The following is a 24620-nucleotide window of genomic DNA, read 5'->3' as shown; positions in this document are numbered from 1 at the left end:
CGGAGTGGGTTAGCGGTCGGTCACGGTTATCGAGACGGAGCCGTCGGCGAGGGCGACGAGGTCGTAGGTCGTGTCGTTTACGGTCAGGGTGTGGCCCGCGATCGCCCCCGGCGAGACGACGATCCGTTCGTGGGTCCCCTCCGTATAGGTGACGAATCGGCCGTCGCCGGTTCGCTCGACGTCGGCGTTCGAGGGGAGGCCCGCGCCGTAGGATTCGAACTCCATGCGCGTCGATTCGAGCGCCGTGCCGTTGACCGTGTAGATATCGGAAACGGGCGTCTTCTCGACGCTGTGTGTGTACTCCAGGCGGACCTCGTCGCCGTCCTCGACGGGTTCGTCGATCAGGACCGTCCCGTCCTCGTCGGTGACGACGAGTCGCTGGGTATCGTCGGAGAGCGTCGATACCGCGGCGGAACTCGCGAAAAACAGCACCGCCACTACGACGACCGCGATCACCGCCGTAGCGAGTGGTCGGCTATCCATCCCTCACCCCGAAGCCGTTCAGTTGAAGTACGCCTCTGCGCCGGGATGGAGGTCGATCGACATGCCCTCCTGGGCGGTCTCGACGTCGATGAAGTCGCCCTTCGTCTCGATCTGATCCACGTTGTCGAAGATCGCGGTCGTGACGTCCTCGACGAGCCCCTCGTCGAGGTCCTCCCGGGTGGCGATCATCGCCTGGACCGACACCGTCTCGACGTCCTCGTCGATGCCCTCGTAGGTGCCGCCGGGAATGGTGTCCTCGGCGAACCACTCGGCGTCGGAAAGCAGCGCGTCGCGCGTTCCCTGATCGAGGTTGAGGATCTCGATCTCGGTGGTGGTCGCGAGGTCCTCGACCGCGCCGACCGGCCAGCCGCCGACGATGAACGCCGCGTCGACGTCGCCGTCACGGATCTGGTCTGCGGCGGTGCCGAAGCCGGTGTTCTGCTCGGTGAAGTCGTCGGTCGTCAGCCCGGCGGTTTCGAGGATCTGCAGGGCGTTGACCTGCGTCCCGCTGCCGAGGTCGCCGGTGTTGACGGTGCCGCCTTCGAGGTCCTCGAGGCTCTGGACGTTCGCGTCGGGGCTGACGATGATGTGGATCGTCTCGGGGTACAGCGTGGCGACCCCCCGGATGGACTCGATGGGGTTGCCCTCGAACTCCTCCAAGCCGGTCCCGTTGTACGCGAAGTACGCGATGTCGTTCTGGATGAGCGCGAAGTCCGCGGTCCCCTCGTTGAGGCTGCCGACGTTCTCGACGGACGCCCCCGTCGACTGGACCTGCACGACGTGGGGCGTGTTGTCGTCGACGACGTTCTTGATCTCGCCCGAGAGCGGGTAGTACGTCCCGTCCGTGCCGCCCGCGTGCCACGTGATGCGCTCGCCTCCCTCCTCGGGCTCCTCGTCCCCTCCGTTGCCGCCGTTCCCACCGTCGTCCGGCCCCTCGCCGATACAGCCCGCGAGGCCGGCGACGCCGGCGACACCGACCGCCTTCAGGAGACGACGCCGATCGATACCGTTCATGACTCGTTTGGCCATACTCATATCATTCTCTTTACCATATATAAACTCATTGGTAGATTGTTTTGCTACTGAGTTAATTGGAAGAAATAATTATTGGTCGGTTGGTGATTACTGTCTACCCGTCCAGAAGGGGGCGCTAAAACCGGACTGTGGGCTATTCCTCGTCTAAGCCGATCGCGAGCCCCTCTCGGACCTGATCGGCCGCCCCCACGTAGCCGTCCTCGTCGGCCCCGAGCATGTTGACGTTGCCGATCGGCCCCGGGTCGTCGCTCCACTCGTTGCCGAGCGCCGCCGCTTCCTCTCTGGCCTCCTCAGGGATCTCCTCCTCCCAGAGCGTGACCCTGGGCGAGTCGGGCGCGTAGATGCTCGGCTCGTCGATGGCGTCGGCGAGCGGAAGCCCGTACTCGACGTGGTGCAGGATCGCCTGTGCGACCGAGGTGATGATCGTGGGGCCGCCGGGCGAGCCGACGGTGAGGAAGGGCTCGCCGTCCCGGGCCATGATCGTCGGACTCATGCTCGAGAGGGGGCGCTTGTTCGGTTCGACCGCGTTCGCGCCGCCGGGTTCGGCGTCGAAGTCGGTGAGTTCGTTGTTGAGCATGAACCCGTAGCCGGGGACCATGATCCCCGACCCGAACAGCTGTTCGATTGTCGTCGTATATGAGACGAGGTTCCCCTCCGAGTCGGCGACCGTGAAGTGGGTCGTCTGGCCGATCGCGCGGGGCGTCTCGCGGGTCACCGAGTCCGCGCGTCCCGGCTGGTAGGCCCACGGGTCGCCCGGCTGTGGGTCCTCGTTGATCGAGTCGGGATCGATCAGTTCGCTCCGCTCGGCGACGTAGGCCGGATCGAGCAGCCCCTCGGAGGGGACGTCGACGAATTCGGGATCGCCCATGTACTCGCCGCGATCCGCGTAGGCGAGGCGCATCGCCTCCGCGAGCAGGTGGTACTTGGTGCCCGACCGGACGTCGTAGGTATCGCCCAGATCGAAGCCCGCAAGCAGGTTGAGGATCTGGATCACGGTCAGGCCGCCCGAACTCGGCGGCGGCATCGAGTAGACGTCGGCCCCGCGGTAGCAGCCGTGAACGGGCTCGTCGACGGTCGCCTCGTAGCGACAGAGGTCCCCGGGGGTCATGCTGCCGCCCGCCTCCTGGACGGCGTCGGCGAGCGCCTCGGCGATCTCGCCCTCGTAGAACTCGCGGATCCCCCGATCACGAAGCAGTCGGAGGGTGTCCGCGAGGTCGGGCTGTTCGAGGGTGTCGCCCTCCGCGAGGGGCTCGCCGTCGTCGAGGAACACCTCGCGGGCGGCGTCGTTGAGCTTCCACTCCTTGTCGGCGATCTGTTCGGCGAGGACGGCGTCGACCTCGGTACCCTCGGCGAGGTCGATAGCGGGATCGATCAACTCCTCGATCGGTATCGAACCGTAGCGCTCGGCGGCACGCCGAAGTCCGCTCGGGGTGCCGGGGACGCCCACCGCGTTCCCGTGGGTGTGGCGCTCGTCGAACGGGATCGGCTCGCCGTCCTCGAGGAACATGTCGGGATCGGCGCCCGCGGGCGCCCGTTCGCGGCTGTTGACGATCTCGACGCCGTCCTCCGCGGCGTCGTAGTACAGCATGAACCCGCCGCCGCCGATCCCCGAGGAGTGGGGCTGGGTGACGTTGAGCGCGAACTGGACCGCGACCGCGGCGTCGACGGCGTTGCCGCCGTCGCGGAGCACCCGCGCGCCGACCTCGCTCGCCGCGGGGCTGACCGAGACGACCATTCCAGCCGATCCTTCGGCGACCGCCCCGCAGTCGACGCCCGCCGTCCCGCAGACCCCGTCCTGTGCGCTCGCGGACCCCAGCACGAACGGGAGGGCCGCCCCCCCAGCGATCCCGCCCAGGAACCCGCGTCGACTCAGATTCCGTGTTCTCTCTCGATTGATTTTATTAGACATCCATCTTCGACTCCCGTGCGATCGACCTATCTCTAACTCTTGTATTCCTATAATAACAAACTGATAAAATGACCGGCGGCCAGCAGATTGAAGCCGACCGATATCGTTTCGCCCCCATGAGCGGCGATCCGTCCTTCGAGATCCCCGTCCACCCCGAGTCCGACTACTCGGACGGCGGGATCACCCGGACGGGCGGAACGGTCTTCTCGCTGACCCCCGAGGACGGGACCGTCGGTGACCGCCTCGATCGGGTGATCGCACGCGAGCGCTACACGGCGGGCGACTGGTTCGACCTCCCGTCGCCGGTGTATCTGGTCCATGACCGCGAACTCGGGACCGTCTTCCGGGTCGTCGGCTACGACGACCGGGTGGAGCTACACGTCACGACGACCACCGAATCGCGGGGGCTGCGCGCCTTCTACGACGCGCTCGACGAGGAGAGTTCGGTCCCGTGGTCGGTCGAGCGCGAAGCCGTCGAGAGCTGATCGGGCGGCGGGATACCCATGACCTACCGCGACCGCCGGGGGTCGTCGGAGCTACCGAGGAGGATGCGGTAGACGACGTAGCCGATCAGCAGCGCGAACGCGACCAACGACAGGGTCTCGACGAGGAGGACGACCGAGTGAAAGAACCGGGTGAGGACGCGAACGGCGACGAAGCCGCCGACGATCAGTACCGCGAACGCGAGTCCGCCGAGCGCCGCGCCGAGTCGTTCCATGTCCCGACGGCGACGCCGAGCCACTAACGCTCGTCGATGTCCCGCTCCATGGGTCGGATCCCGGTCACGGAGAGGAGCGCGGCGACGAACAGGGCACAGAGAACGAGGAGGGCGCTCAGGGCGACCGGTGCGGAGAGCACGGCGGCGACGCGGTCGCCGAGAAACAGCCGGGTCGAGCCGCGGATCACGAACGTGAGGAGAACGAGGCCGAACGAGAGCAGCCCCCACCTGACGAACGTCGACTGCTTCATGTCCGGTGTGAGCGCGCCCGGCGTCTTATACTGTCGGTCGGACGTCCCACACCGATCGAGGAGACGGGTCAGCGCCGGATACGCCGCCGGTGCGCCGTTTCGGTCGGTTTATCGGTTCGCCCGCGCTAACGCGAATATGCGACCGACGACGAGCGGAACGTTCAGGGTGCTCGACGACCCCCACGGGGAGTGGTTGCTCGTCGACCGCGAGACGACCGAGACCATCGCCGCGACCGGCGGCGACCTCGATTCGGGCACCCTCATCGAGGCGACCGTCGAGTGGGACGACGGCGACGCCCGCCTCGTCGAGTTCGAGGTCCTCGCGGGGACGCGGATCCACTTCGTGCGGGACGTGACCGACCTGTTCGAGGTCGCACGCGAACTCTGTCGGGACGCCCGGATGCAGGGCGCGGGAACCCTCGGCCGGACGACCTACAGCACCGACGGCGAGCCGAACGGCGCGGTGTACGTCTTCGCCGAGCAGTCGGGCGCGCGCGACGTCTGGGACGAACTCCGGACCGGGGCGATCCCCCTCGAACCACTGATCGACCGGCTCGGCGACTTCGCGCCCGAACCGTACGAGGTGTTCGTCCTTGACCCTACCGAGGAGCCGTTCGTCGTCGTCTACCTCGTCCCGGAACCCGACTCGATGCTCGCGAACACGGTTCGGGACACGTACCTCCGATAGGAGTATCGTAGACGTGCAGAGATGCCCGCGTTGAGCATCGACTACTGTCCCCAGTCGAGACGCGCCGTGGCTCCGGCTGGCTACGATACTCCCGATGAGCGCCCACGGGGACCGCCCGAACCGCAAACGGTTTTCCCTGCCCCGGAAGTAGGTCGGGTATGCTCGAACCAGGCACCGACGCCCCCGCGTTCACCCTCGACGACCAGCACGGAGAGCCGGTCAGCCTCGCCGACTTCGACAGGGCCGTCGTCTACTTCTACCCCCGAGCGGACACCCCTGGGTGTGCGACCGAGGCCTGTGGTTTTCGCGACTCGTGGGAGGCCTTCGAGGAGCGCGGAATCGACGTCATAGGAATCAGCGACGACCCCGTCTCGGACCTCGCCGACTTCGCGGCGAAGTACGACCTCCCCTTCCGGTTGCTCAGCGATCCCGAGGGCGAGGTGAGCGCGGCCTACGATTCGTATGGCGAGAAGGAGATGTTCGGAAAGACCTTCGACGGCGTCTTCAGGAACACCTACGTCGTCGAGGACGGCGAGGTCGTCGCGGCCTACGAGGGCGTCTCCCCCGAGGGCCACGCCGAGGAGATCCTCGCGGACATCGAGTAGGTCACTCCTCGAGCGTCTCGAGGACCCGCCCGGAGAACTCGACCTCGGAGAGGTCACCCCGTTCGAGTTCGTAGAGCCACGATTCGTCCATCCGCCACGTCCCCCTGAGGGTACCGGCGTCCGAATCGAGGACCCGCGCCTCGATCGTCGTCGGTTCCCACCCCTCCTCGATCGCCTCGCGGAAGACGGTGATCACGCGGCCGATCTGGCGGTGCGGGACGCCCTCGCCGGGTGCGACCGTCTCGTACTCGATCTCGAGTCGGTCCCCCGCGTGCTCGACCGACTCGAAGTACACCCCCTGGCCCATCAGCCGATAGCCGACCTGTTCGAGGACCGTGTCGTTCGTCTCGAAGGACATACCCCGTGTATGGGGCGACGGCGTCTAATCAGTGGCGCTTCCAGAACCGCTCGAGGCCGAACGCGAGCATGTCCGAACTCACGGGCTGGAACTCCTCGCGCTCGCTTTCGGGGAAGTGCTCGCGCACCCCGTCCCACGACTCGCGGGCGTAACGCGCGTCGAGCAACACGCGTACGCCGACCTCCTCGGGACCGCGAATGACCCGTCCGATCGCCTGTCGGGCCTTTCGGACCGCCGGGACCGTCAGCGCGTACTCGAAGCCTCTGGCGGATGCTGACGCGCCCACCTGATCCCCCGAGGTACCCTCGGGGACGTCCCTGAATGCGCGGTCGTAGGCGGTCCTGACCGCTTTCGTCCGCGGACTGGCGGTGTTGATGATCGGGACGCCACAGACCACAGCCGCCGAGAGACGGTCCCCGCTGTAATCGACGCCCTCCGTGAGGGTCCCTCTGAGACTCGTCACCAGCACCTTGTCCTCGCCCGCGAAAAAGGCGTGTTTGAGGTCCTCGGTCTCGCCGTCAGCGGAACTCTCGTCGAGCAACACGGGTTTTTCGACCCGCGATTCGAGGTGTGAGGCGGCCCACGTCGCCTCCGCGTAGTTGGGCATCCCCACGAGGACGTTGCCGGGGCTGTCGGCGACCTCGGCGAGAAGGTCGCCGTAGAGCCGACGGACCGCGTTCTCCTCGTCCGGGTGGCCGCGATTCCCGTAGGTGAACTTCGGGGCGTCCACCGCGAAACTCGCGCGGTTCTCGGCGGGGAACTCGAGGGGAACGGTCCGCTCGACGACCGGGCGATCCTCCCCGAGGTGGTCGAGACCCGTCACCTCGCGAAAGACGTCGATCGGTTCGAGGGTCGCGCTCATCAGCACGCCCCCGCCGAACTCCGCGAGGCGGTCGCCGATGACGTCGCCCGGTACGCAGTTGAACAGCGCCAGCCGGGCGGTGTAGGCCCGCTGCCACGACCCCTCGGGTTCGAGTTCGTTCCACGTCCGCTCCAACTCGATCTCCCGGAAGTACGTCTCGTGATCGGCCCGGTACCAGTTCCCCAGCAGCCGGCCGACCGCCGGGGCCGCCCGCGAACTCCCTCCAGAGTGCTCGCTCGGGCTCCCCGAGGCGCTCTGCGCCTGGCCGTCCTCGTCCTCCGTGGTATCGAGGATCCGCTCGACGATCGCACCGACCGACCGCGCGCGCACCCACGTCCCGCCGTCGTATCCCTCGCTCTCGGCCCACTCGGAGATCGCGTCCGGTCCCGGCTCCTCTGGATCCCGAAGCGGGATCTCGTCGTCCGACAGCGAGGTGAGATCGGCCTTCCAGCCCCCGTGTTCGCGGTCGAGGTGCGCTTCGACCCGCCGGTCGATCTCCTCGCGGAGGTCGGCGAGAAACGCCCGTAGCTCCTTGCACTCTTCGAGCGTGACGTCGCTCTCTGCGAGTTCCTCGCGGACGAGTCGGGCATCGGCAGTCGCCCCCTCCGAGGAGGCGCCCAGCTCGACGGCCTGGATCACGCGCGTGAGCTCGGTCTCCGCGTCCCGGAGGGTCGTCCCTGCCACGCCGTCGCTGACCAGGTCCCGAACCCGCGGTTCGAGCATGTGGGCCTCGTCGCAGACCAGAAACGTGGAGTCGTCGAGCAGCGCGCCGGTAAAGGAACCCGTGGTGAGGGGGTCGAACGCGTGGTAGTAGTTGCCCACGACGACCTCTACCTCGGGGATGAGCGCGCCCATCATCGAGTGGGGACAGGTCCCGTAGGAGGCCGACAGCCCGACGAGTTCTTCGGGTGTGAGGTGGCCCTGCTCGGTGAGGTCGAACGGGACCGCCTCGATCGCGTCGCCGTCCTCGGGCAGGTCGTCGAGGTACCCCGCGTAGAAGGGGCAGTACTCCACCTCGTCGTGGTCGGGCATCTCGGGGGGATACGGCGTGGGCTCGCCCGCGGTCTCGAGGAACTCTCCCCCCGAGCCCCCGCTGTCGGCCAGCCCGACCTGCTGGCTTCTCGCCTCGGCCGCCAGCGCGCTCGCGCTCGTCTCGCCGCCGTCGCCGACGAGCGTGCGCGTCCTCTCGCGCAGCGTCTCACACCGGTCGTAGACGTTTTCCCCGCTGATGCCGCCCGCGTTCTCCCGGCTGTAGGGACAGACGTCCGCCTTCCCGACGAGCGTGAGCCCCGAGACCGGGTTCCAGTCGGCGGGGAGGTTCGCGTTGATCGTCCCGAGGTCGGTCTCGAACTGCCTGAGCTGTTGTTTGACGCTCGTGAGGACGAGCACCCGCTCGTAGTCGCTGTCGGGATCGCGCACCCGATCGATCCCGGCGGTGAGCGCGAGCATCGTCTTCCCGGTGCCGCAGGCCCCTTCGAGGACGGTGAATCCGCGATCCTCGGCGGTCTCGATCGCGGTCTCGATCCCCTCCGCCTGGCTGTCGTAGGGCTCCTCGTGACCGAAGACGTCGTGCCAAGCGGGCATGGGGGATACTCCCCGTGGGCGTCGCATAGACCTGTCGAAGGCTGGCCCGCCGACCGTATTTGAACCTCCGCCTCCAACGCTCCCCATGGACCGAGCGCCCGGCATCACCGAGCGGACGGTCGACGTCGCTCGAACCGTCGACGCGCCAGCAGAGGCGGTCTGGGACCTGCTCGTCGACACCCGCCGGTGGCCCGAGTGGGGACCCTCGATCACCGACGTCGCGTGTCGGGATCGCAGGATCCGAACCGGCTCGACCGGCCGGATCCGTGTGGTCGGGGGCGTCTGGATCCCCTTCGAGGTCACCTATCGTGAGGCCTACCGCTGGACGTGGGAGGTCGCGGGGATCCCGGCGACGGGCCACCGGGTCGAACCCCACAACGGACGCTGTCGGGCGGTCTTCGAAATACCCCTGCTCGCGGCGGGCTACGCGCCCGTCTGCCGGCTCGCGCTCTCGCGGATCGCGACTTTGGCCGAGTGATCACCACCGAAAGCCCGCCGTCTCCTCGGGCGGCGAGAGCGGACTCGTCGGGAGGTCGTCGGAGATCACGGGGTCGTTGTACGCGCTCGGAGCGACGTCGTTCGGGGTGTCGGGGTAGAACAGCGAGGCGAGCGCCTGGATCTGGCCCCGTCCGACGTCGAGTTCCATCTGTCCGCCCCCGTAGGTGGTGATCCCGCGATCGCGACAGTACTCGATCGTCTCGAACAGCGACTCGACCGAGCCGAACCGGGAGGGTTTGAGGTTGAGCCACGACGGCTCGAACGGGAGGTCCTCGACGCTCCCGACCCCGTGGATCGGGGCGTCCCACGAGACGCGGTCCTCGTGGCCCTCGAAGAGGGGGCGCGTCTCGTCGACTAGCGCCGGGTCCTCGATCACGGCCTCGGGGAACGCCTCCAGCACCCGCCCGTAGAGGCCGGGGTCCGGCGCCTGATCCACCTCGGTCCCCTCGTAGTGACCCTTGAGGTCGAGGATCCGCACCGCTTCCGTCTCGACGAGGCGCTCGATCAACTCGTCGGACCACGCGCTCTCGGGGTCGAGCTTGAACTCCAGATCGGGGTCGTGCTCCAGAAAGCGCTCGACACGGTCTACGGTCGGCGGGTCGCCCAGCCGCGTGCTGGCGACGAACCTGACGGGGTCGTAGCTCCGGCCGAGCGCGCTCGCGAGGTCCGTGTCGGCCTGCCGGAGCGCGAGGTCGAGGGCGGCGCTCTCGAAGCCCCAGCGCCGGTAGTTCCGGAAGTCCTCGCGACCCGGCCCCTCGGGAAAGAGGTCGAGGCTCCCGACGCGCTCGGAGAACTCCGCGAGAGTGTAGGTGCCGGAGAGATCGGGTGCGCCCGCATCGAGCAGGGCGTCGTGGTCCTCGGCCTCGTAGGTCACGTCCTCGCCCCGACCCTCCTCTCCGTCACCCGACAGCGAGATCACCGTGCTGACGCGGGTGAAGCCGCTGGACGTGTCGCGTTCGCACCGGGAGAGCGAGGCGTCCTCGATGGTGAGCGGAAGGTCTGAGACGGCGTCGTACAGTGCCATACGCCCCGTAGAACCGCCGGCGGCTTAATCCCCGGTCAGGGCGGGCGCTCCATCGAGAAGCGATCGCGCGTGCTCGCGTAGTAGCTCCCCGAGAGCCGCCCGACCGCGTCGAGTTTCGTCACGTCAACCTTCCCATCGGTCGTGACCTCCTCGGCAACGTGCGCGTAGACGACCTCGCCGAGCACCATCGACGACCGGCCGACCTCGACGAAGTCGTAGAGTTCGCACTCGAAGGCGACCTTCGCGTCGGCCACGCGGGGAACGTCGACCCGGACGCCCTCCGCGCGCTCCAACCCGGCGTGCTCGAACTCGCTTTTCTCGACGGTGGCGCTCGTCGCGTTCATCGCCTCCGCCAGATCCATCGTCACGACGTTGACGACGAACTCCTCGGTGTCGAGGATATTCCTCGGCGTGTCCTTCAGGTCCTCGCCGGTGCCGACGGGTGCGAACATCACCACGGGTGGAGCGACCGAGACGACGTTGAAGAAGCTATACGGCGCGAGGTTCTCGCCGTCCTCGCCGCGCGTGCTGACCCACGCGATGGGGCGGGGAATCACGGAGCCGGCGAGCAGGCGATAGGCCGAATCGAGTTCCTCGATATCGACCTCCATCAGTCCGCCTCGAAGGGGTCGATCTCCTCGCTTCCGGGTCGATCTTCGTCGACGCCGAAACCGGGGCCCTGCGTGGCGAGCTCGAAGGCCAGCCCATCCGGATCGCTGAAGTAGATGCTCCGGAAGTAGGTGCGGTCCTTCACCGTCGAGACCCGCACGCCGTGGTCCAGTAGGTGCTCGCGCCAGCTCTCTAGAGTCTCGCGGTCCTCGACGCCGAACGCGAAGTGGTGGCTCGCGCCGGGGCCGGGCCGACCCTGCGAGTTCGGGTACTCGAAGTAGGTGACGGTGGTTCCCGGCTCGCCCTCGGGGGTCGAGGAGAAGTAGTAGTGTGGCGTCCCGGGGTCGTCGTAGTTCTGCGTACGCTTGACGGTGTGCCAGCCGAGGGCGTCCTCGTAGAACTCCCTCGTCTCGTCCATGTCGGTGCAGATGTTCGTCACGTGGTGTAGTCCGGTGGTCGGTGGTGCGTCTGTCATTGGATGCCGTGGATCGTGTGATTCGAGGGAGGGGTTATCGGTCGTAGCCGGCGCCGGTCGGCGCGTCGGGCAGGTCGTAGGGATCGACCTCGAGGCCGAGTTCCTCCAGAGCGGCCTCCATGTGTTCGTCCTTCACGTAGTCGGCGCCCGCCTCCTCTCGAACGCGCTGGGCGGTCGCGAGCACCTCCGCGCGCCGATCGTCCGGGATGTGGAACTTGTCGGTCGCGAACTCGAGGACCAGGCCGTTGTGATCGCGGGTGTAGATCGAGTGAAACGCGCCGCGGTCGAACTCGTTGTAGTGGTGGTCGGCCTCGTCGAAGGCCTCCTTGGTCTCGACGAAGCGCTCGGGTTCGACGCTGAACGCGAGGTGATGCACCGCTCCCAGTCCCGTGCGCTGCGGGCGGGGATCGGATTCGCGGTCGTCGCTCACGAAGAAGGTGAGGATCCGCCCGTCGCCGGTGTCGAAAAAGAGGTGCGTCACTTCGGGCTGATCGAGGTTGGGCTGGCGCAACACGAGCGGCATTCCCAGCAGGTCGCGGTAGAACGCCACGGTGTCGGCCTCGTTGCTCCCGATGAGCGTGACGTGGTCGGTTCCCGAGAGCCTGATGGGGCTGTCGGGCAACTCGTCGGTGACGGGTGTGGGTTCGTCGGGCATGGTGTGTGTCTCGGTTTCCATGTGGTTTTGCCTGTCGGTTCAGAGGGCGTAGGGCCACGCGGTCGCGCTCAGTGCGAGCAGTACGAGCGCGGTCCCGAGCAGGCCGGCGTTCTTCAGGAAGGCGGTCATCTCCGACTGTCGCTGATCCTCGGGCACCGCCCAGAAGTCGTGCATCAGCGGCGTCGTCACCAGCAGGAAGACGACCAGCGCGCCAGCGGCGAGGGTGGGGAGGATCCCGAGGGCGATTCCGAGTCCGCCGAAGACGAGCATCCCGCCCGTAACGGGCACGGCGAGCCCCGCGGCGGGGACGCCCTTCGCGTCGGCGTAGCCGACCATCGACTCCGTGTCGAGGAAGTGGTTCAGGCCGGTGAACGCGAGGACGCCGCCGAAGAGGATCCGGCCGACGAGGAACAGTTCCGCGACGAGCGGGGCGTCGAGACCCGCCGCCTGTAGCGGTGCGATCGGTACAGCAGTCGTGAGCAGCTCAGGTAACATTGTACAACCTGCTGTACGAACCGAACCTATATATCGGTTCGCGGACGTAGGGGTGACCAGGTAACACCGATGTCATCCGTCACCGAAGCGGCGAACGAGGGGCCCTGTGCGGTCGTCGACTCGATCGATCAGATCGGCTCGCAGTGGCGACTCGTCGTGCTCCACGACCTGCAGGGCGGCGAGAAGCGCTTCAACGAACTCAAGCGCTCGACCGACGCCAACTCCCGGACGCTCTCGCGCGTGCTCGACGATCTGCAGGAACTGGAGTTCGTCGACCGCAGACTGGAGGAGGACGCCCCCGTCGCGACCTACTACAGCCTCACCGAGAAGGGCCGATCGCTCTGTCCCGTCTTCGACGAGATCGAGTGCTGGGCCGAGGAGTGGCTGTAGGGTCGAACCCTGCCGGCTACTCGAACTCTCCCTTACCGATGTCGGGTTCGGGCTGTCGCGACATCCGTATCGAGTTCTCCGGGAGGAATCGCGCCAGATCGGTCGTGGTGACGATCCCGATCGCCTCGCCGTCTCGCGCGACCGGGAGTTTCTTGACGTTGTTCCGGCCCATACGCTCGCCGGCGACACGCACCGATTCGGCGGGGTCTATCGTGACGACGGGGTCGCTCATCAGCGCCGAGACCGCCGTCGACGCGAGGTCAGTCCCGTCGGCGACGCCGGCGACGATGTCGGATTCGGTGACGATCCCCACGATCCGTTCCTCGCCAACGACGAGCGAGCCGATACCGTGGTTCGTGAGATCCCTCGCGGCCTCAGTGACCGGCGTCTCGGGGGCGGTCGTCCGAACCGGCGACGTCATGAGGTCGGTGACGGGCGTATTCATCATGATTAATCGTTCTCGGTACGGGACCACGACACGTCGAGTGATAAACGATGCGACGAGACGCAAAAATTGCCGGTCGAGTCAGTCGTACCGGTCGGGGTACGCCTGCCGTAGCAGGTCGGAGTCCGCCTCGAAGCGTTCGCGGATCGGCGCGATGACCTCGGCGATCGCCTCGCCGGTCGCCCCCTTCAGGTCCTGCGGGTGGAGCTCGCCGTCGAGGAAGTCGGCCTCCAGATCGGCGTACTCCTCGTAGACGACGTTTCCGCCGTACTGTTCGGGTCGTTCGATGACGAACGGTTCACCCTCCTCTTCGAGGATCGGGAAGACGAGGTGATCGAGGTACTCAAGGACGCCGTTCTCCTCGAGTTCCCCCTGCGGACAGTACGCCCCGTCGATCTTCTCGCCTACCGTTTCGGGGTCATCGGTGAGGTTCACCTTCGATCCGGCCTCGCTCGCACTCATCTTTCCGCCCGAAAGCCCCGAGAGGAGGGGCGCGAACAGACAGAGGGGCTTCTCGTGGCCGTGTTCGGGCAGGATCTCGCGCGCGAGCATGTAGATCCCGCGCTGGTCGATCCCGCCGTAGGCGATGTCGGCGTCGAGGGCGGCGACGTCGAGGCTCTGCATCAGCGTGTAGACCAACCCCCCTAGCTTGGGGTTGTCGGACTGGCGGACGACCTCGCTGCCGGCGCGCTGGGCGCGCGAGATCGTCGTATCCGCGAGCAGGCGGTAGAGTTCGAGCGTGTAGGGCTCCTCGAGTTCGAACTCGGTCCCGCGGACGAACTCGATCTCGTCGGGGTTCGCTCCGGCGGCCTCGACCATCGCCTCGATCGCGGCCTCGTAGTACGCGGAACGCGCCTCCAGGAGGTCGAACGGGCTCTTCTCGTCGTCGAGGTGGGCGTGCAGATCCGCGATCAGGACGGTCACGTCGAGGCCGGCCCGGAGGAAGTCCGCGAGCTTCCTGATGGTGGTGAAGTGGCCGATGTGCATCTCGCCGGTGGGGGCGTAGCCGATGTAGATGCTCGGATCCGGTTCCTCGAGGAGGTCGTCGAGTTCCTCCTCCGTGATCACCTCCTCGGTGTGGCGGGTGACGAGGCGTTTTCGCTCCGCGGTGTTCATACCGGGGAGAGCCAACCGACCGGGGTAAATGGTTCGATTCGGCGAGTCGCGCCAAGCAACGGGGCTAAATAGCTCCGCGGGCCGATTGTATCTACGGAATGGCTCTGGATTCGAACGACCGATCGATCGCCGGCTTCACGATGGCGGGCCACTCGCTGGTCCACTGGTTCGAGACCTCGATCCCCATCTTTCTGGTGGTGTGGCTCGCGGAGTTCGACGTCTCGGTCACCCTCCTGGGACTGATCGTCGCGCTTGGCTACGCCCCCTTCGGGATCGGGGCGCTTCCCGGCGGCATCCTCGCCGACAAGTACGGTCCAAAACGGTTGGTCCTGCTCTGTCTCGGCGGCATGAGCCTCGCCTTCCTGGTCCTCGCGCTCGCGAACGGCATCTACGTCGTCGCCGTCGGCCTCGTCTGCTGGGGGGCCGCCGCGAGCGTCTATCACCCCGCGGGCCTCTCGTTGATCAGCACGGGCGTCGAGGAACGCGGCACCGTCTTCGCCTACCACGGCATCGCCGGCAACGTCGGGATCGCGCTCGGCCCGTTCGTCGCCGCGACCCTGCTGATCTTCTTCCCGTGGCAACTGGTCGCCGCCCTGCTCGCGATCCCCGGCCTGCTCGCGGTCGCCTACGGTCTCTCGGCCGATTTCGACCCCACGGGCGCGGTCGAGGAGATGGACGCCTCCGAAGCTAGTGACAAAGCCCTCTCGGTTGCGGACCTCCTCACGAACTCCCGGACGCTGTTTGCGAGCGCCTTCGCCATCGTCTTCGTGATCGTCACCTTCGAGGGGCTGTTCTACCGGGGGATGCTCACCTACCTGCCCGAGATCCTCCAGGGACTGCCCGCGCTCGAAGGATTCGTCGCCGGCCCCGACCTCGAGGGGATCGAGCCCTCGCGCTACATCTACGTCGGCTTCCTCGTCGTGGGCATCGTCGGCCAGTACGCGGGCGGGAAGCTGACCGACCGCATGGCCCCCGGGCGTGGCCTGCTCGGGATGTTCGCCGTCCTCACGGTCCTCGCGCTGGCGTTCATCCCCGTGACCGGGATGGGAATGGCCCCGCTGCTCGTGCTGTGCGGTCTGTTGGGTTTCTTCCTCTTCGCCATCCAGCCGTTCTACCAGGACGCCGTCGCGGTCCACACGCCGGCGAACACCCGCGGGCTCTCGTACGGCTACACCTACCTCGGGGAGTTCGGCCTCGGGTCGGCCTCGATCGCGATCGGGGGTTTCCTCCTCGATTCGTTCCCGCTCGCGACCTTCTTCGCGATCCTCGCGGCGTTCGCGCTGACCGGCGCGGCCCTCTCGGCGGGCCTGCTCGCCGTTATCGACCGGTTCGACTCGCCGCGCGTCGTCGAGGACGCCGGTGCGGACGCCGACGACTGATGCTGTCGGTCACAGGAGTATGACCGTCGGTGGCACGAGTCACTCTCGCCAGCGCAGCTACTCCCCGTCGTTGCCACCGGCGATGGCCGGAGGTATGACCGACGGTATGGTAATGTCAACTATCAGGATGGTGGCTACGTTTTTACCTCCCTCTCCCCTCCACTCGGAGTAACGTATGGGTCGCTACGGCCGGACGACGATACAGCGCGTCCTCATGTTCGTCGGACTCGCACTGTTCGTCGTCGGGGTCCTCATCACGATCGGGGTGCCGCCGATAGAGGCGCTTCCGGACCTCCCCGACCCCGGCGGCCTTCCGGAGGGCGGCGATCTCCCCGACTGGGACGAACTCCCCGAACGGGAGGACCTGCCGGACTGGGAGGACGTACCCGTCGACCGGGGAGACGTGCCGCTGATCGGCTGACGCGGCCGTCGAGGCGGACGGACGACGGGACCGTCCGCTTCCGGCGAGCACGCGGGCCCCAGCATCGAAGCGGAAAACGAGCGCATCCGTCGAACTTATATCTATGGGAGGGCATACCGCAATTAGGAAATGTCAACCGATGCCGCGGGGAACGCTCCGGTCGTGCTCGTCGTCGACGACGAGCCCCAGCTCGCGGAGCTGTTCGCGACCTGGCTCGACGACGAGTGGGACGTCCGGATCGCCCACGACGGCGAGGAGGCGCTCTCGCGAATGGACGAGGCGGTCGAGGTCGTGGTGCTCGACCGCCGGATGCCCGGGATGTCCGGCGACGAGGTCCTCGACGCGATCCACGACCAGGGGTACGACCCCCGCGTGATCATGGCCACGGCGGTCGACCCCGATTTCGACATCATCGAGATGGGCTTCGACGACTACCTGGTGAAACCCGTCTCGAACGACGAACTCACGGGGACGGTCGAACGCGTCTATCGCCGCAGCCAGTACGACGAGATCATGCGCGAGTACTACAGCCTCGCCTCGAAACGCGCGGTCCTCGAGACCGAGAAGTCCTGCGAGGAACTCCACGGAAACGAGGAGTTCCGCGAACTCGAACGCCGACTGACGGCGCTCAGGGACTCCGTCGACGAGACGGTCGGCGACCTCCGGACCCACGAGGACTTCGCCGCCGCCTTCCGCGATCTAGAGGGCTAGCTCTGGCGGTAGATCAGGTTGCGCTGGATCTCGTTGGCGCCCTCGTAGATGACCGGGATGCGCACGTCGCGGTAGACGCGGGCGATCCGCCGGTCGGCCAGGATCGAGCGCCCGCCGTGGAACTGCATCCCCTTCTCGGCACACATCGTCGCCGTCTCCGTCGACTTGGTCTTGGCCATCGCCGCCCACAGCCCGGCGTTCTCGCCGTCGCGGACCTTCTTCGCCGCCCGGTAGTTGAGCGCGCGCGCGGCCTCGAACTCCATGCGCATGTCCGCCAGCCCGTGCTGGACGGCCTGGAACTCGTTTACGTTCCGGCCGAACGCCTCGCGTTCGTGGACGAACTCCCAGGCCTCCTCGATGGCCGCGGCGGCCATCCCCAGTCCGTGGCCGCCGACGACGACCCGACCGTGGTTGAAGAAATCGGCGAGCATGAAGAAGCCGCCGTTCTCGTAGCCCACGAGGTTTTCCTCGGGGACGCGGACGTCCTCGAAGGTGATGTGGGCCTGTTTCGAGGCGCGCATCCCCATCTTCTCGGGGATGTGTTCGGCCTCGTAGCCCTCGGCGTCGGTGGGGACGATGATCAGCGAGTGGTTCGAGTAGCGGTCGTTCTCCTCGCTGGTCCGGACGAAGGCGGTGATCCAGTCGGCCTCGACGCCGTTGCCGATCCAGTACTTCTCGCCGTTGATGACGTACTCGTCGCCGTCCTTTTCTGCAGTCGTGGTCATCCCCGCGAGATCGCTTCCCGTGTCGGGTTCCGAGACCGCCAGCCCGGTGATCTGATCGCCCGCGGCGACGGGTCGGAGGTACTCCTCTCTCTGCTCTTCGCTCCCGTACTCGTAGACCATCTCCGCGCCGAAACTCGCCAGTTGGAGGGTCAGTGCGATACCGGCGTCCGCTCGGTAAAACTCCTCGGCGATGGCGAGCATCTCGACGAGATCGAGGCCGCGCCCGCCGAGTTCCTCGGGGATGTCCTGGGCGACCAGCCCCGCCTCCTGTCCGGCCTCGAGGATCTCCCACGGATACTCGCCCTCCCGGAAACACTCCTCAGCGTTCGGGGCGATGTGTTCTTCGGCGAAGTCACGAGCCTCCGCCTTCACCTCGCGAGCGTACTCGGGGACGACGTCCTCGGTGAGCAGTTCCATACCCCGTCATCGGATCCGGGGGACAAATACCTCGTGGAACTGTGATAACCGAAAAACAGTTTATCGTTTGTTTTCCGGAGCGCGATACGGCGTTCGGCAGTCGGGTCCGATGGCGGGGATCACCGCTGACGGTCGCCGGAAGCGACGATCCGATAGTAGATGACGATCTCGCCGTCGGCCTCGAAGGCGCGTTTCTCGGCCCGCCCCTCGTGGACCAGTCGTTCGAGGGAGGCCTCGACGACCGCCTTCGAGCGTTCGCGGGAGAACTGCCAGCGCACGGCGCCGGTGACCGCCTTCAGCAACCCCTCCTCCGTGGGATCGGTGTCGCCGGCGTCCCGGAGGAAGTCGTCCACGCGCAGCGCCTCGGGTGCGCTCTCTCTGAGCGTCCCCTCGATCACCGTGAGGAGATCCGTCTCGGGCCGTGCCGCCTCCCAGTCCGCCTCGCTCAGTGGCATACCGACTACCGACGGGACCCGAGGGCTTCAGTGTTGTCGGCCTTCCCCTCGAAGCGACTGACCGCGATCCCCTCGCCCAGCGGGAGCACCTGCGTCTCGAAGGCCGGATCGGAGCGGACGGCATCGAGGTAGTCGGCGATCCCGCGTGTCCCCTCGTTCATCTCTACGGACTGGCCCTCGACGTGGGCGAGCAGGTCCTCGAACACCACCACGTCCTCCGCGCTCATCGCGTTGTCCGCGATCACGACCGCGCCGGGCGCGAGTTTCCCGCGAACGGCTTCGAGAGCCTCGACGTAGCGCTCCTTCTGGTGGTCGATCAACACGGCGTCGAACGGGCCGTCGTAGCGCTCGATCGTGTCGAGGGCATCGCCCAGTTCGTAGCTCGCCAGTTCGTCGTACCCGCCGCGGGCGAGGTACTCGCGGGCCATCTCCAACTCGCCCTCGTCGACCTCGGTGAGGACGATCTCGCCGTTTTCAGGTAACGCCTCCGCGAACCAGTACGCCGAATAGCCGTAGCCCGAGCCGAACTCGAAAATCGAGCGCGCGCCCGAGAGGCGGGCAGTTAGTTGAAGAAAACCGCCGACCTCGGGGCCGACGTGGGGAAACCCGTTCTCCTCGGCGTAGGCGTCCATCTCCTCCAATAGTTCGTCGGGCCGTGGGCCGGTCGCTCGGACGAACCGGAGCACGTCGTCGGCGAGGTGTGCCATACCCGCTCTACAGAGGCCGGGAGCAAAAAGACACCCCGCTGGTCGAATGCTGTGCCGACACATGCCCCTTGGGACGGCCCCTTCGGAAAGCCACAGTCTTACTGTGGCTCGGAGACTACGTCCGCCCGGATGGATTTCGTCGAGAAGTACCAGACAGTGTTCGTTCTCGTCGCCATCGTCGGCGGGCTTGCGCTCGGACAGCTCTCCGGCGTTCCCGCCATTGCGGACCGACTCATCCTCCCCTTCCTAATGGTCATGCTCTTTGCCGCCTTCGCCGGGATCTCCTTTTCACGCCTCCGTGATTCGTTCGGAAACCGTCGGGTCGTCGGGTCGAGCCTCCTGATTAACTTCGTCTGGAGTCCGCTACTGGCGGTGTTCCTCGGCGCGGTCTTCCTCCGGGATCATCCCGCGCTCTGGGTCGGGCTGATCATGCTGATGGTCACGCCGTGTACCGACTGGTACCTCATTTTCACCGACATCGCCGACGGGGACGTCCCGCTTGCGACCTCGATCCTTCCCTACAATCTCGTCCTTCAGTTGGTTCTGCTCCCGGTGTATCTGTACGTGTTTGCGGGCGCGCTGGTCGACCTGCCGCTGGGCGTCCTGCTCGAAAGCGTGGTGCTCGTGCTCGTCGTCCCGCTCGTCCTCGGCGGGATCGCCCGCTGGGGACTGACCCGGATAAAGGGAGAACGGTGGTTTACTCACAGGTTTCTCCCGAAGCTGAGTCCGCTCCAGATCGTCTTTCTGAGCCTCGCCATCGGCGCGATGTTCGCCTCACAGGGCGAAGTGATCCTCGAGAACCCGGAACTGCTGGCCCTGCTCGCGATCCCGGTCATCGCCTTCTATGCGATCAACCTCGGTGTCGGGTTCGGCGTCGGCAGCGTGCTGTCCTTTTCCTACCGGGAGATGGTCTGCTTCAACAACACGATCCTCTCGCGTAACTCCCCGACGGCGCTGGCGATTGCCGTCGTCGCGTTCCCGAACGAACCACTCATTCCGCTGGCGCTGGTCATCGGCCCGCTGCTCGAACTCCCGTTGCTGGGGATCATCGCACAGGTCCACGTCGCGATCAGGGACCACGGCCGGTGGCCGTTCGATCTCGCCGGGTAGCTCGGCCGGAACTAGCGAGTCTCCTCCGAAATCGTCGTCCCCGCGAGCCGCGCCATTCCGCCCGCGAGCACCTGCGTCGCGGTCGCACAGTCGGCCCAGTCGGTCCACTCCTTCGGCGTGTGGGAGTAGCCGCCCCGCGAGGGCGCAAAGAGCAGGCCGGCGTCGGTCACGCGCGCGACCTGCATCGTGTCGTGGGCCGCCCCCGAGTGCATCGCCATCGTCGCGATCCCGGCCGCCTCGCCGGCCTCGCGGGCGGCCGTCCGACAGCGTTCGGCCATCGGGACGGGTTCGACGTCGAACTCCCGTTCGAGCGAGGTTTCGACCCCCCGATCGGCCTCGAGGCGCGCGAGGCTGGATCGCGCTCGTTTCACGAGTTCGTTCATCGAGTCGTACTCGACGTCGCGGATGTCGACGCCGCACTCCACGCGGCCGGGGACGACGTTGGTCGCGTTCGGCTCTACGGAGAGGCTTCCCACGGTGCCGACCGCCGTCTCGCTCTCGCTCGCGACCACCTCCCGTGCTGCGCGCTCGACGTCGAGGACGAACTCGCTGGCCGCGGCCAGCGCGTCGGTCCGGTCGTTCATGGGTGTGGCCCCCGCGTGGTTGGCCTCTCCGACGATGGTCACGTCACAGTGGGTGATCCCGGTGATGTCGGTGACGATCCCGACGGGGACGCCGACGGTCTCCAGTCGCTCGGACTGCTCGACGTGGAGTTCGAGCCACGCCTCCCAACCCGCGGCGTTGACCCGTCCCTCTCCCCTGAAACCGATCGATTCGAGCGCGTCTTCCAGGGAGGTTCCCTCCTCGTCTTCGAGTGCCAGCGCCTCCTCGACGCTTCGATCGCCCGCGGCAACCGAGGAACCGAGCATCCCCGACCCGAACCGGCCGCCCTCCTCCTCGGTGAAGCAGACGACGGCGATCGGGCGCTCGGGCCGTGCGCCCGCCTCCTTCATGGTGCGGACGGCTTCTAAGGCGGCGTAGGTCCCCAGTGGACCGTCGAAGATGCCGCCCTCGGGCACCGAGTCGAGGTGGCTGCCCGCGGCGACGGGGGGGCGGTCGGGATCGGCGCTCTCGGGGACCCATCGGCCGACGACGTTGCCGACGGCGTCGATCCTGACCTCCAGACCGGCGTCCTCGAGTCTCCCGACGAAGTACTCGCGGGCCTCGCCGTTTTCCTCGCTCGCCGCCCGAACCGTCCGCCCGCGTCCCTCCTCGCTCTCGATGCGTCCGAACTCGGCGGTCCGTTCGATGTCCTCGCGGAGCCGTTCCTGATCGACCTGCATGCCCCGACCCTCGGCCCCCCGGAAAAAGGTCGTTACGTTAGGGGACGATCACGGCCCGGCCCTCGATCTCGTTGTGTTCGAGCGCCTCGGCCACGTCGTTGATCTCCTCCAGGGGATACTGGGACGTCTCGAGGTGCATCTCGCCACCCTCGACCAGCGCGACGAGTTCCTGAAGCTCGGTGTACTTCCCGACGATGTTGCCGACGAACGAGAACTCGCCGTTGACCAGCGCCTGCGAGGGCTCGTGGATGTGCCCGCCGTAGCCGATGATGTGGTGGTCGCCGCCCGGCGCGACGACCTCGGGTGCGAGCGCGGTCGTCTCGTCGGCCCCGACGAAGTCGAGCACCTGTTCGGCGCCCGCGCCGTCGGTGATCGCCTCGACCGCCTCCGCGACGTCCTCCTCGCTGGAGTTGACCGTGTGGTCCGCGCCCAGACGATCGGCGAGCGAGAGCGCCTCGTCCTTGATGTCGACGGCGATGGTGGTCGTGGCGCTCATCGCCTCGAGCGCCTGCAGCCCGATGTGGCCGAGTCCGCCGATCCCGATCACGACCGCGTGGCTCCCCGGATGGAGGTGGGGCACCGCCTTCCGCGCGGCGTGGTAGGCGGTGATGCCGGCGTCGGCGTGGGGGGCGATCTCGACCGGGTCCACCGAATCGAGTTTGATGGTCGAGCGCTCGGAGGTCAGCAGGTACTCGGCGAACCCGCCGTCCGTGTTCAACCCCGGGAACTGTCCGTTCTCGCAGTGCATGTCCTCGCCGAGCCGACAGGCGCGACACTGCCCGCAGGTCATCAGCGGGTGACAGATCACCTTGTCGCCGACCTCCACGGTCGAGACCTCGTCGCCGATCTCTACCACCTCCCCGGCGTTCTCGTGGCCCAGCGTCATCGGGAGGTCCTGTTCGACGTAGTCGGTCCACATCCCCTCGATGATGTGGTTGTCCGTCTGACACCATCCCGCCCCCTCGACCTCGATGACGACGTGATCCGACCTCGACGGGGAGGGCCGATCCACCTCGTCGATCGAGAGCGCCTCGCCCATCTCCTCGGTGTACTCGTGGAGTCTCGCGGCGTCCATAATACGGCTCGGTAGACGACGGATACCGCCAAAAAGATTGTGTAGGAGACGGGGAGGACTGATCGATGTACGAAATTATAATTACAATCGGGGCGTAGCTTCCCACGAAATGTACCAGTACGAGGGCGAGGACGTGTTCGTGATCGACGGGCACGTCCACTGGTGGGACGCGAGCAAGGAGAACATCAAACACGAGGGTGGCGAGCAGTTCATCCGGTGTTTCTACGACTACCACACGGGGTTCACGCCCGAGGAGCGCCAGTGGAGCTTAGAGGAGTACCGCAAGTACGACAAAGAGCGGATGGTCCGGGACGTGTTCGGCGACGGCCACGCTGACATGGGGATCTTCCAGCCGACGTACCTCAACGAGTTCTACAAGGAGGGGTTCAACACGATCGACCGGTGTGCGGAACTCGCCGAGGAGCACCCCTCCCGGTTCATCGTCAACGGCCGGTTCGACCCGCGCGAGGGCGAGGCCGGGCTTCGGGAGCTCGAACGACAGAAGGAGGAGTACGACGTCGACGGCGTGAAGGTCTACACCGCCGAGTGGCGCGGCGACTCGAAGGGGTGGCGACTCGACTCCGACGAGGCGTTCGAGTACCTCGAGAAGTGCGTCGAACTCGGGATCAGGAACGTCCACCCGCACAAGGGGCCGACGATCAGGCCGCTGAACCGCGACGCCTTCGACGTGGCGGACGTCGACGACGCGGCCACCTCCTTCCCGGAACTCAACTTCGTCGTCGAGCACGTCGGCCTCCCCCGCCTCGACGACTTCTGCTGGATCGCCGCCCAGGAGCCGAACGTCTACGGCGGGCTGGCGGTCGCCGCTCCCCTCGCCAAAAGCAGGCCGCGGAAGTTCGGAGAGATCATGGGCGAACTGCTCTACTGGCTCGGCGAGGACCGGATCCTCTTCGGCAGCGACTACGCGCTCTGGGAGCCAGAGTGGCTGATCGAGGCGGTCATGGAGGCCGAGATGACGCCCGAACAGCGCGACGAGTACGGCGTCGAACTCGATCTCGAGGTCAAGAAGAAGATCATGGGCGAGAACGCCGCCCGCCTCTACGACATCGACATCGAGCGCCAGAAGGAGATCCTCCGCGACGACGGGGTCAGCGAGCAGTTCGGGCTGGCCGACCAGTACGGCGAGGGCGCGGCCGCGGACGACTGATCCATGAGCCAACATCGACCCCGGCGGATCGACCGGGAGGCCGTTCGCGAGCGGTTGGACCGCGTCACCGATCCCGAACTCGACCGCTCGATCGTCGACCTCGACTACGTCGAGGAGATCGAGATCGACGGCGAGCGCGTCGAGGTGTCGCTCACCCTTCCGACGGCGTGGTGTTCCCCGGCGTTCGCGTGGATGATGGTCGCCGACGCCCGCGACGCGCTCTTCGCCCACCCGGCGATCGCGGAGGCGACGGTCCGCCTCCGGGACCACATGCACGCGGACGAGATCAACGAGGGCGTGAACTCCGACGAACCGTTCGAGAGCGCCTTCGGGGACGCGGACGGCGACATCGAGGAGGTCCGACGGACCCTCGACGGGAAGGCCCGACTGGCCCGCCAGTACCGGGCGGTCTCGACCCTGCTCGACGGCGGGCTGACGTCGGAGCAGATCGTCGGACTCACCCGTGGCGACGTCGCCATCGGGGGCGATCTGGCGACCGTACGCATCGACGACACGCTGTCGGTCTGCGTCGAGGCCGATCCGATCCGGCGCTACCTCGAGAAGGCGACCGAGACGGGGGTGGTGGACGCCCCGGACGACGGGCTGTTTCGCACGCCCGAGGGCGGGGCGATTCCCCTCGCCGAGTTCGAGACGGTCCACCGCCGTGGCCGGCTGGCCCGGACCAACATGAGCAGCCAGGGCCACGTCTGCGAGCGCCTCGGCGATGCCCGCATCGGCGGTCCGACCAGGGTCACGACCGACTGAGACCGTAGCGGCCCCCGCGTACCCACTCGGACTTGTCCCAGCCACACTCCGGGCAGACCTCCTCGGTCCACTCGAACTCGGCGCCACAGCGCTGACAGAGCGCCGTGTGGGGCTCGGTCCCGTGGGCTAGCTTCGGTTCGTCCTCGTCGGATGTGCTCTCATCGCTCATGTGCGTTCCGTTGGCAGGGATCGATAGTAAATGAT

At 67.0% G+C, this 24620-nt stretch carries 31 protein-coding genes; 11 read left to right on the top strand and 20 right to left on the bottom strand.

Annotated elements, in window-relative coordinates; genetic code table 11:
- Nucleotides 1–9: 9 nt before the first annotated feature.
- The 3 genes from QRT08_RS01815 to ggt all read right to left on the bottom strand — a co-directional run bounded on the left by QRT08_RS01815 (nt 10) and on the right by ggt (nt 3427).
- Complete coding sequence (locus QRT08_RS01815) at nt 10–483, bottom strand: DUF1850 domain-containing protein (protein ID WP_286043947.1); 474 nt, start codon at nt 481–483, stop codon at nt 10–12.
- An 18-nt stretch (nt 484–501) separates the two neighbouring features.
- A complete protein-coding gene (locus QRT08_RS01810; protein ID WP_286043945.1) occupies nt 502–1512 on the bottom strand; it encodes a TAXI family TRAP transporter solute-binding subunit in 1011 nt (336 codons plus the stop codon).
- Between the two features lie 139 nt (nt 1513–1651).
- Entirely contained in the window at nt 1652–3427 is a 1776-nt protein-coding gene (ggt, locus tag QRT08_RS01805) for a gamma-glutamyltransferase (protein WP_286043944.1), read from the bottom strand.
- A 116-nt stretch (nt 3428–3543) separates the two neighbouring features.
- Here ggt and QRT08_RS01800 point away from each other — a divergent pair, with 116 nt between their 5' ends.
- The gene (locus QRT08_RS01800; RefSeq protein WP_286043942.1) at nt 3544–3912 is read left to right on the top strand and encodes a hypothetical protein; all 369 of its coding nucleotides are present in this window, start codon (nt 3544–3546) and stop codon (nt 3910–3912) included.
- 23 nt (nt 3913–3935) lie between these two features.
- On the opposite strand, the gene QRT08_RS01795 is transcribed toward QRT08_RS01800, so the two are convergent.
- Both QRT08_RS01795 and QRT08_RS01790 read right to left on the bottom strand, forming a co-directional pair.
- Entirely contained in the window at nt 3936–4145 is a 210-nt protein-coding gene (locus QRT08_RS01795; protein ID WP_286043940.1) for a hypothetical protein, read from the bottom strand.
- Nucleotides 4146–4168: 23 nt separating this feature from the next.
- Nucleotides 4169–4396, bottom strand: a complete 228-nt coding sequence (locus QRT08_RS01790; protein ID WP_286043938.1) for a hypothetical protein — start codon at nt 4394–4396, stop codon at nt 4169–4171.
- Nucleotides 4397–4532: 136 nt separating this feature from the next.
- Between QRT08_RS01790 and QRT08_RS01785 the strand changes: the two genes are divergently transcribed.
- Both QRT08_RS01785 and QRT08_RS01780 read left to right on the top strand, forming a co-directional pair.
- Nucleotides 4533–5084: a DUF6663 family protein gene (locus QRT08_RS01785; RefSeq protein ID WP_286043936.1), complete on the top strand. Its 552-nt coding sequence runs from the start codon at nt 4533–4535 to the stop codon at nt 5082–5084.
- A 158-nt stretch (nt 5085–5242) separates the two neighbouring features.
- The gene (locus QRT08_RS01780) at nt 5243–5689 is read left to right on the top strand and encodes a peroxiredoxin (RefSeq protein ID WP_286043934.1); all 447 of its coding nucleotides are present in this window, start codon (nt 5243–5245) and stop codon (nt 5687–5689) included.
- A gap of 1 nt (nt 5690) precedes the next feature.
- Here QRT08_RS01780 and QRT08_RS01775 read toward each other — a convergent pair whose 3' ends face one another.
- Both QRT08_RS01775 and QRT08_RS01770 read right to left on the bottom strand, forming a co-directional pair.
- Nucleotides 5691–6047 (bottom strand): DUF8159 domain-containing protein, encoded by a 357-nt coding sequence (locus QRT08_RS01775; RefSeq protein ID WP_286043932.1) that lies wholly within the window; start codon nt 6045–6047, stop codon nt 5691–5693.
- A gap of 28 nt (nt 6048–6075) precedes the next feature.
- Nucleotides 6076–8493 (bottom strand): ATP-dependent DNA helicase, encoded by a 2418-nt coding sequence (locus tag QRT08_RS01770; protein ID WP_286043930.1) that lies wholly within the window; start codon nt 8491–8493, stop codon nt 6076–6078.
- Between the two features lie 85 nt (nt 8494–8578).
- Between QRT08_RS01770 and QRT08_RS01765 the strand changes: the two genes are divergently transcribed.
- Entirely contained in the window at nt 8579–8971 is a 393-nt protein-coding gene (locus QRT08_RS01765) for an SRPBCC family protein (protein ID WP_286043929.1), read from the top strand.
- Here the strand turns inward: QRT08_RS01765 and QRT08_RS01760 are convergent, their stop codons facing one another.
- From QRT08_RS01760 to QRT08_RS01740, 5 genes are read right to left on the bottom strand one after another with little or no spacing between them, the layout of a single operon-like run.
- The gene (locus QRT08_RS01760; RefSeq protein ID WP_286043927.1) at nt 8972–10015 is read right to left on the bottom strand and encodes an enolase-like domain-containing protein; all 1044 of its coding nucleotides are present in this window, start codon (nt 10013–10015) and stop codon (nt 8972–8974) included.
- Between the two features lie 35 nt (nt 10016–10050).
- Nucleotides 10051–10626 (bottom strand): flavin reductase family protein, encoded by a 576-nt coding sequence (locus QRT08_RS01755; protein WP_286043925.1) that lies wholly within the window; start codon nt 10624–10626, stop codon nt 10051–10053.
- On the bottom strand, nt 10626–11099 hold the full coding sequence (locus QRT08_RS01750) for a VOC family protein (protein WP_303650178.1): 474 nt from the start codon (nt 11097–11099) through the stop codon (nt 10626–10628). Before QRT08_RS01750 ends, QRT08_RS01755 begins: the two co-directional genes overlap by 1 nt.
- 34 nt (nt 11100–11133) lie before the next feature.
- On the bottom strand, nt 11134–11754 hold the full coding sequence (locus tag QRT08_RS01745; RefSeq protein WP_286045016.1) for a VOC family protein: 621 nt from the start codon (nt 11752–11754) through the stop codon (nt 11134–11136).
- 39 nt (nt 11755–11793) lie between these two features.
- Complete coding sequence (locus QRT08_RS01740) at nt 11794–12249, bottom strand: DoxX family protein (protein WP_286043921.1); 456 nt, start codon at nt 12247–12249, stop codon at nt 11794–11796.
- A 69-nt stretch (nt 12250–12318) separates the two neighbouring features.
- Here QRT08_RS01740 and QRT08_RS01735 point away from each other — a divergent pair, with 69 nt between their 5' ends.
- The gene (locus QRT08_RS01735) at nt 12319–12639 is read left to right on the top strand and encodes a winged helix-turn-helix transcriptional regulator (protein ID WP_286043920.1); all 321 of its coding nucleotides are present in this window, start codon (nt 12319–12321) and stop codon (nt 12637–12639) included.
- 16 nt (nt 12640–12655) lie between these two features.
- Here QRT08_RS01735 and QRT08_RS01730 read toward each other — a convergent pair whose 3' ends face one another.
- Together QRT08_RS01730 and QRT08_RS01725 are read right to left on the bottom strand one after the other, a co-directional pair.
- A complete protein-coding gene (locus QRT08_RS01730; protein ID WP_286043918.1) occupies nt 12656–13084 on the bottom strand; it encodes a CBS domain-containing protein in 429 nt (142 codons plus the stop codon).
- A gap of 81 nt (nt 13085–13165) precedes the next feature.
- On the bottom strand, nt 13166–14200 hold the full coding sequence (locus QRT08_RS01725) for a tyrosine--tRNA ligase (protein WP_286043916.1): 1035 nt from the start codon (nt 14198–14200) through the stop codon (nt 13166–13168).
- A 98-nt stretch (nt 14201–14298) separates the two neighbouring features.
- Here QRT08_RS01725 and QRT08_RS01720 point away from each other — a divergent pair, with 98 nt between their 5' ends.
- The 3 genes from QRT08_RS01720 to QRT08_RS01710 all read left to right on the top strand — a co-directional run bounded on the left by QRT08_RS01720 (nt 14299) and on the right by QRT08_RS01710 (nt 16711).
- Complete coding sequence (locus QRT08_RS01720; protein WP_286043915.1) at nt 14299–15579, top strand: MFS transporter; 1281 nt, start codon at nt 14299–14301, stop codon at nt 15577–15579.
- Nucleotides 15580–15754: 175 nt separating this feature from the next.
- Nucleotides 15755–16000, top strand: a complete 246-nt coding sequence (locus QRT08_RS01715) for a hypothetical protein (protein ID WP_286043913.1) — start codon at nt 15755–15757, stop codon at nt 15998–16000.
- A gap of 129 nt (nt 16001–16129) precedes the next feature.
- On the top strand, nt 16130–16711 hold the full coding sequence (locus QRT08_RS01710; RefSeq protein ID WP_286043911.1) for a HalX domain-containing protein: 582 nt from the start codon (nt 16130–16132) through the stop codon (nt 16709–16711).
- On the opposite strand, the gene QRT08_RS01705 is transcribed toward QRT08_RS01710, so the two are convergent.
- From QRT08_RS01705 to QRT08_RS01695, 3 genes are all read right to left on the bottom strand, one after another.
- Nucleotides 16708–17853, bottom strand: a complete 1146-nt coding sequence (locus QRT08_RS01705) for an acyl-CoA dehydrogenase family protein (RefSeq protein WP_286043909.1) — start codon at nt 17851–17853, stop codon at nt 16708–16710. The genes QRT08_RS01710 and QRT08_RS01705 overlap by 4 nt on opposite strands.
- A 119-nt stretch (nt 17854–17972) precedes the next feature.
- The gene (locus tag QRT08_RS01700) at nt 17973–18308 is read right to left on the bottom strand and encodes a hypothetical protein (RefSeq protein WP_286043908.1); all 336 of its coding nucleotides are present in this window, start codon (nt 18306–18308) and stop codon (nt 17973–17975) included.
- Between the two features lie 5 nt (nt 18309–18313).
- Nucleotides 18314–19015 (bottom strand): O-methyltransferase, encoded by a 702-nt coding sequence (locus QRT08_RS01695; protein ID WP_286043906.1) that lies wholly within the window; start codon nt 19013–19015, stop codon nt 18314–18316.
- 129 nt (nt 19016–19144) lie between these two features.
- On the opposite strand from QRT08_RS01695, the gene QRT08_RS01690 reads away from it, so the two are divergent.
- Nucleotides 19145–20125 carry an arsenic resistance protein gene (locus QRT08_RS01690; protein ID WP_286043905.1) on the top strand — a complete coding sequence of 327 codons (981 nt, stop codon included), beginning with the start codon at nt 19145–19147 and terminating at the stop codon, nt 20123–20125.
- A gap of 11 nt (nt 20126–20136) precedes the next feature.
- On the opposite strand, the gene QRT08_RS01685 is transcribed toward QRT08_RS01690, so the two are convergent.
- Nucleotides 20137–21408, bottom strand: a complete 1272-nt coding sequence (locus QRT08_RS01685; protein ID WP_286043904.1) for a Zn-dependent hydrolase — start codon at nt 21406–21408, stop codon at nt 20137–20139.
- 37 nt (nt 21409–21445) lie between these two features.
- On the bottom strand, nt 21446–22483 hold the full coding sequence (locus QRT08_RS01680) for an NAD(P)-dependent alcohol dehydrogenase (RefSeq protein ID WP_286043902.1): 1038 nt from the start codon (nt 22481–22483) through the stop codon (nt 21446–21448).
- Between the two features lie 109 nt (nt 22484–22592).
- On the opposite strand from QRT08_RS01680, the gene QRT08_RS01675 reads away from it, so the two are divergent.
- Both QRT08_RS01675 and QRT08_RS01670 read left to right on the top strand, forming a co-directional pair.
- A complete protein-coding gene (locus tag QRT08_RS01675) occupies nt 22593–23651 on the top strand; it encodes an amidohydrolase family protein (protein ID WP_286043901.1) in 1059 nt (352 codons plus the stop codon).
- A gap of 3 nt (nt 23652–23654) precedes the next feature.
- Complete coding sequence (locus QRT08_RS01670; RefSeq protein WP_286043899.1) at nt 23655–24416, top strand: metal-sulfur cluster assembly factor; 762 nt, start codon at nt 23655–23657, stop codon at nt 24414–24416.
- On the opposite strand, the gene QRT08_RS01665 is transcribed toward QRT08_RS01670, so the two are convergent.
- A complete protein-coding gene (locus QRT08_RS01665; RefSeq protein WP_286043898.1) occupies nt 24403–24585 on the bottom strand; it encodes an SIR2 family protein in 183 nt (60 codons plus the stop codon). The two genes, QRT08_RS01670 and QRT08_RS01665, sit on opposite strands and share 14 nt — an antisense overlap.
- Nucleotides 24586–24620 lie beyond the last annotated feature (35 nt).

The organism is Halalkalicoccus sp. NIPERK01, assembly GCF_030287405.1.
Classification (GTDB): domain Archaea; phylum Halobacteriota; class Halobacteria; order Halobacteriales; family Halalkalicoccaceae; genus Halalkalicoccus.
This window is presented reverse-complemented; position numbering and strand designations above follow the sequence as displayed.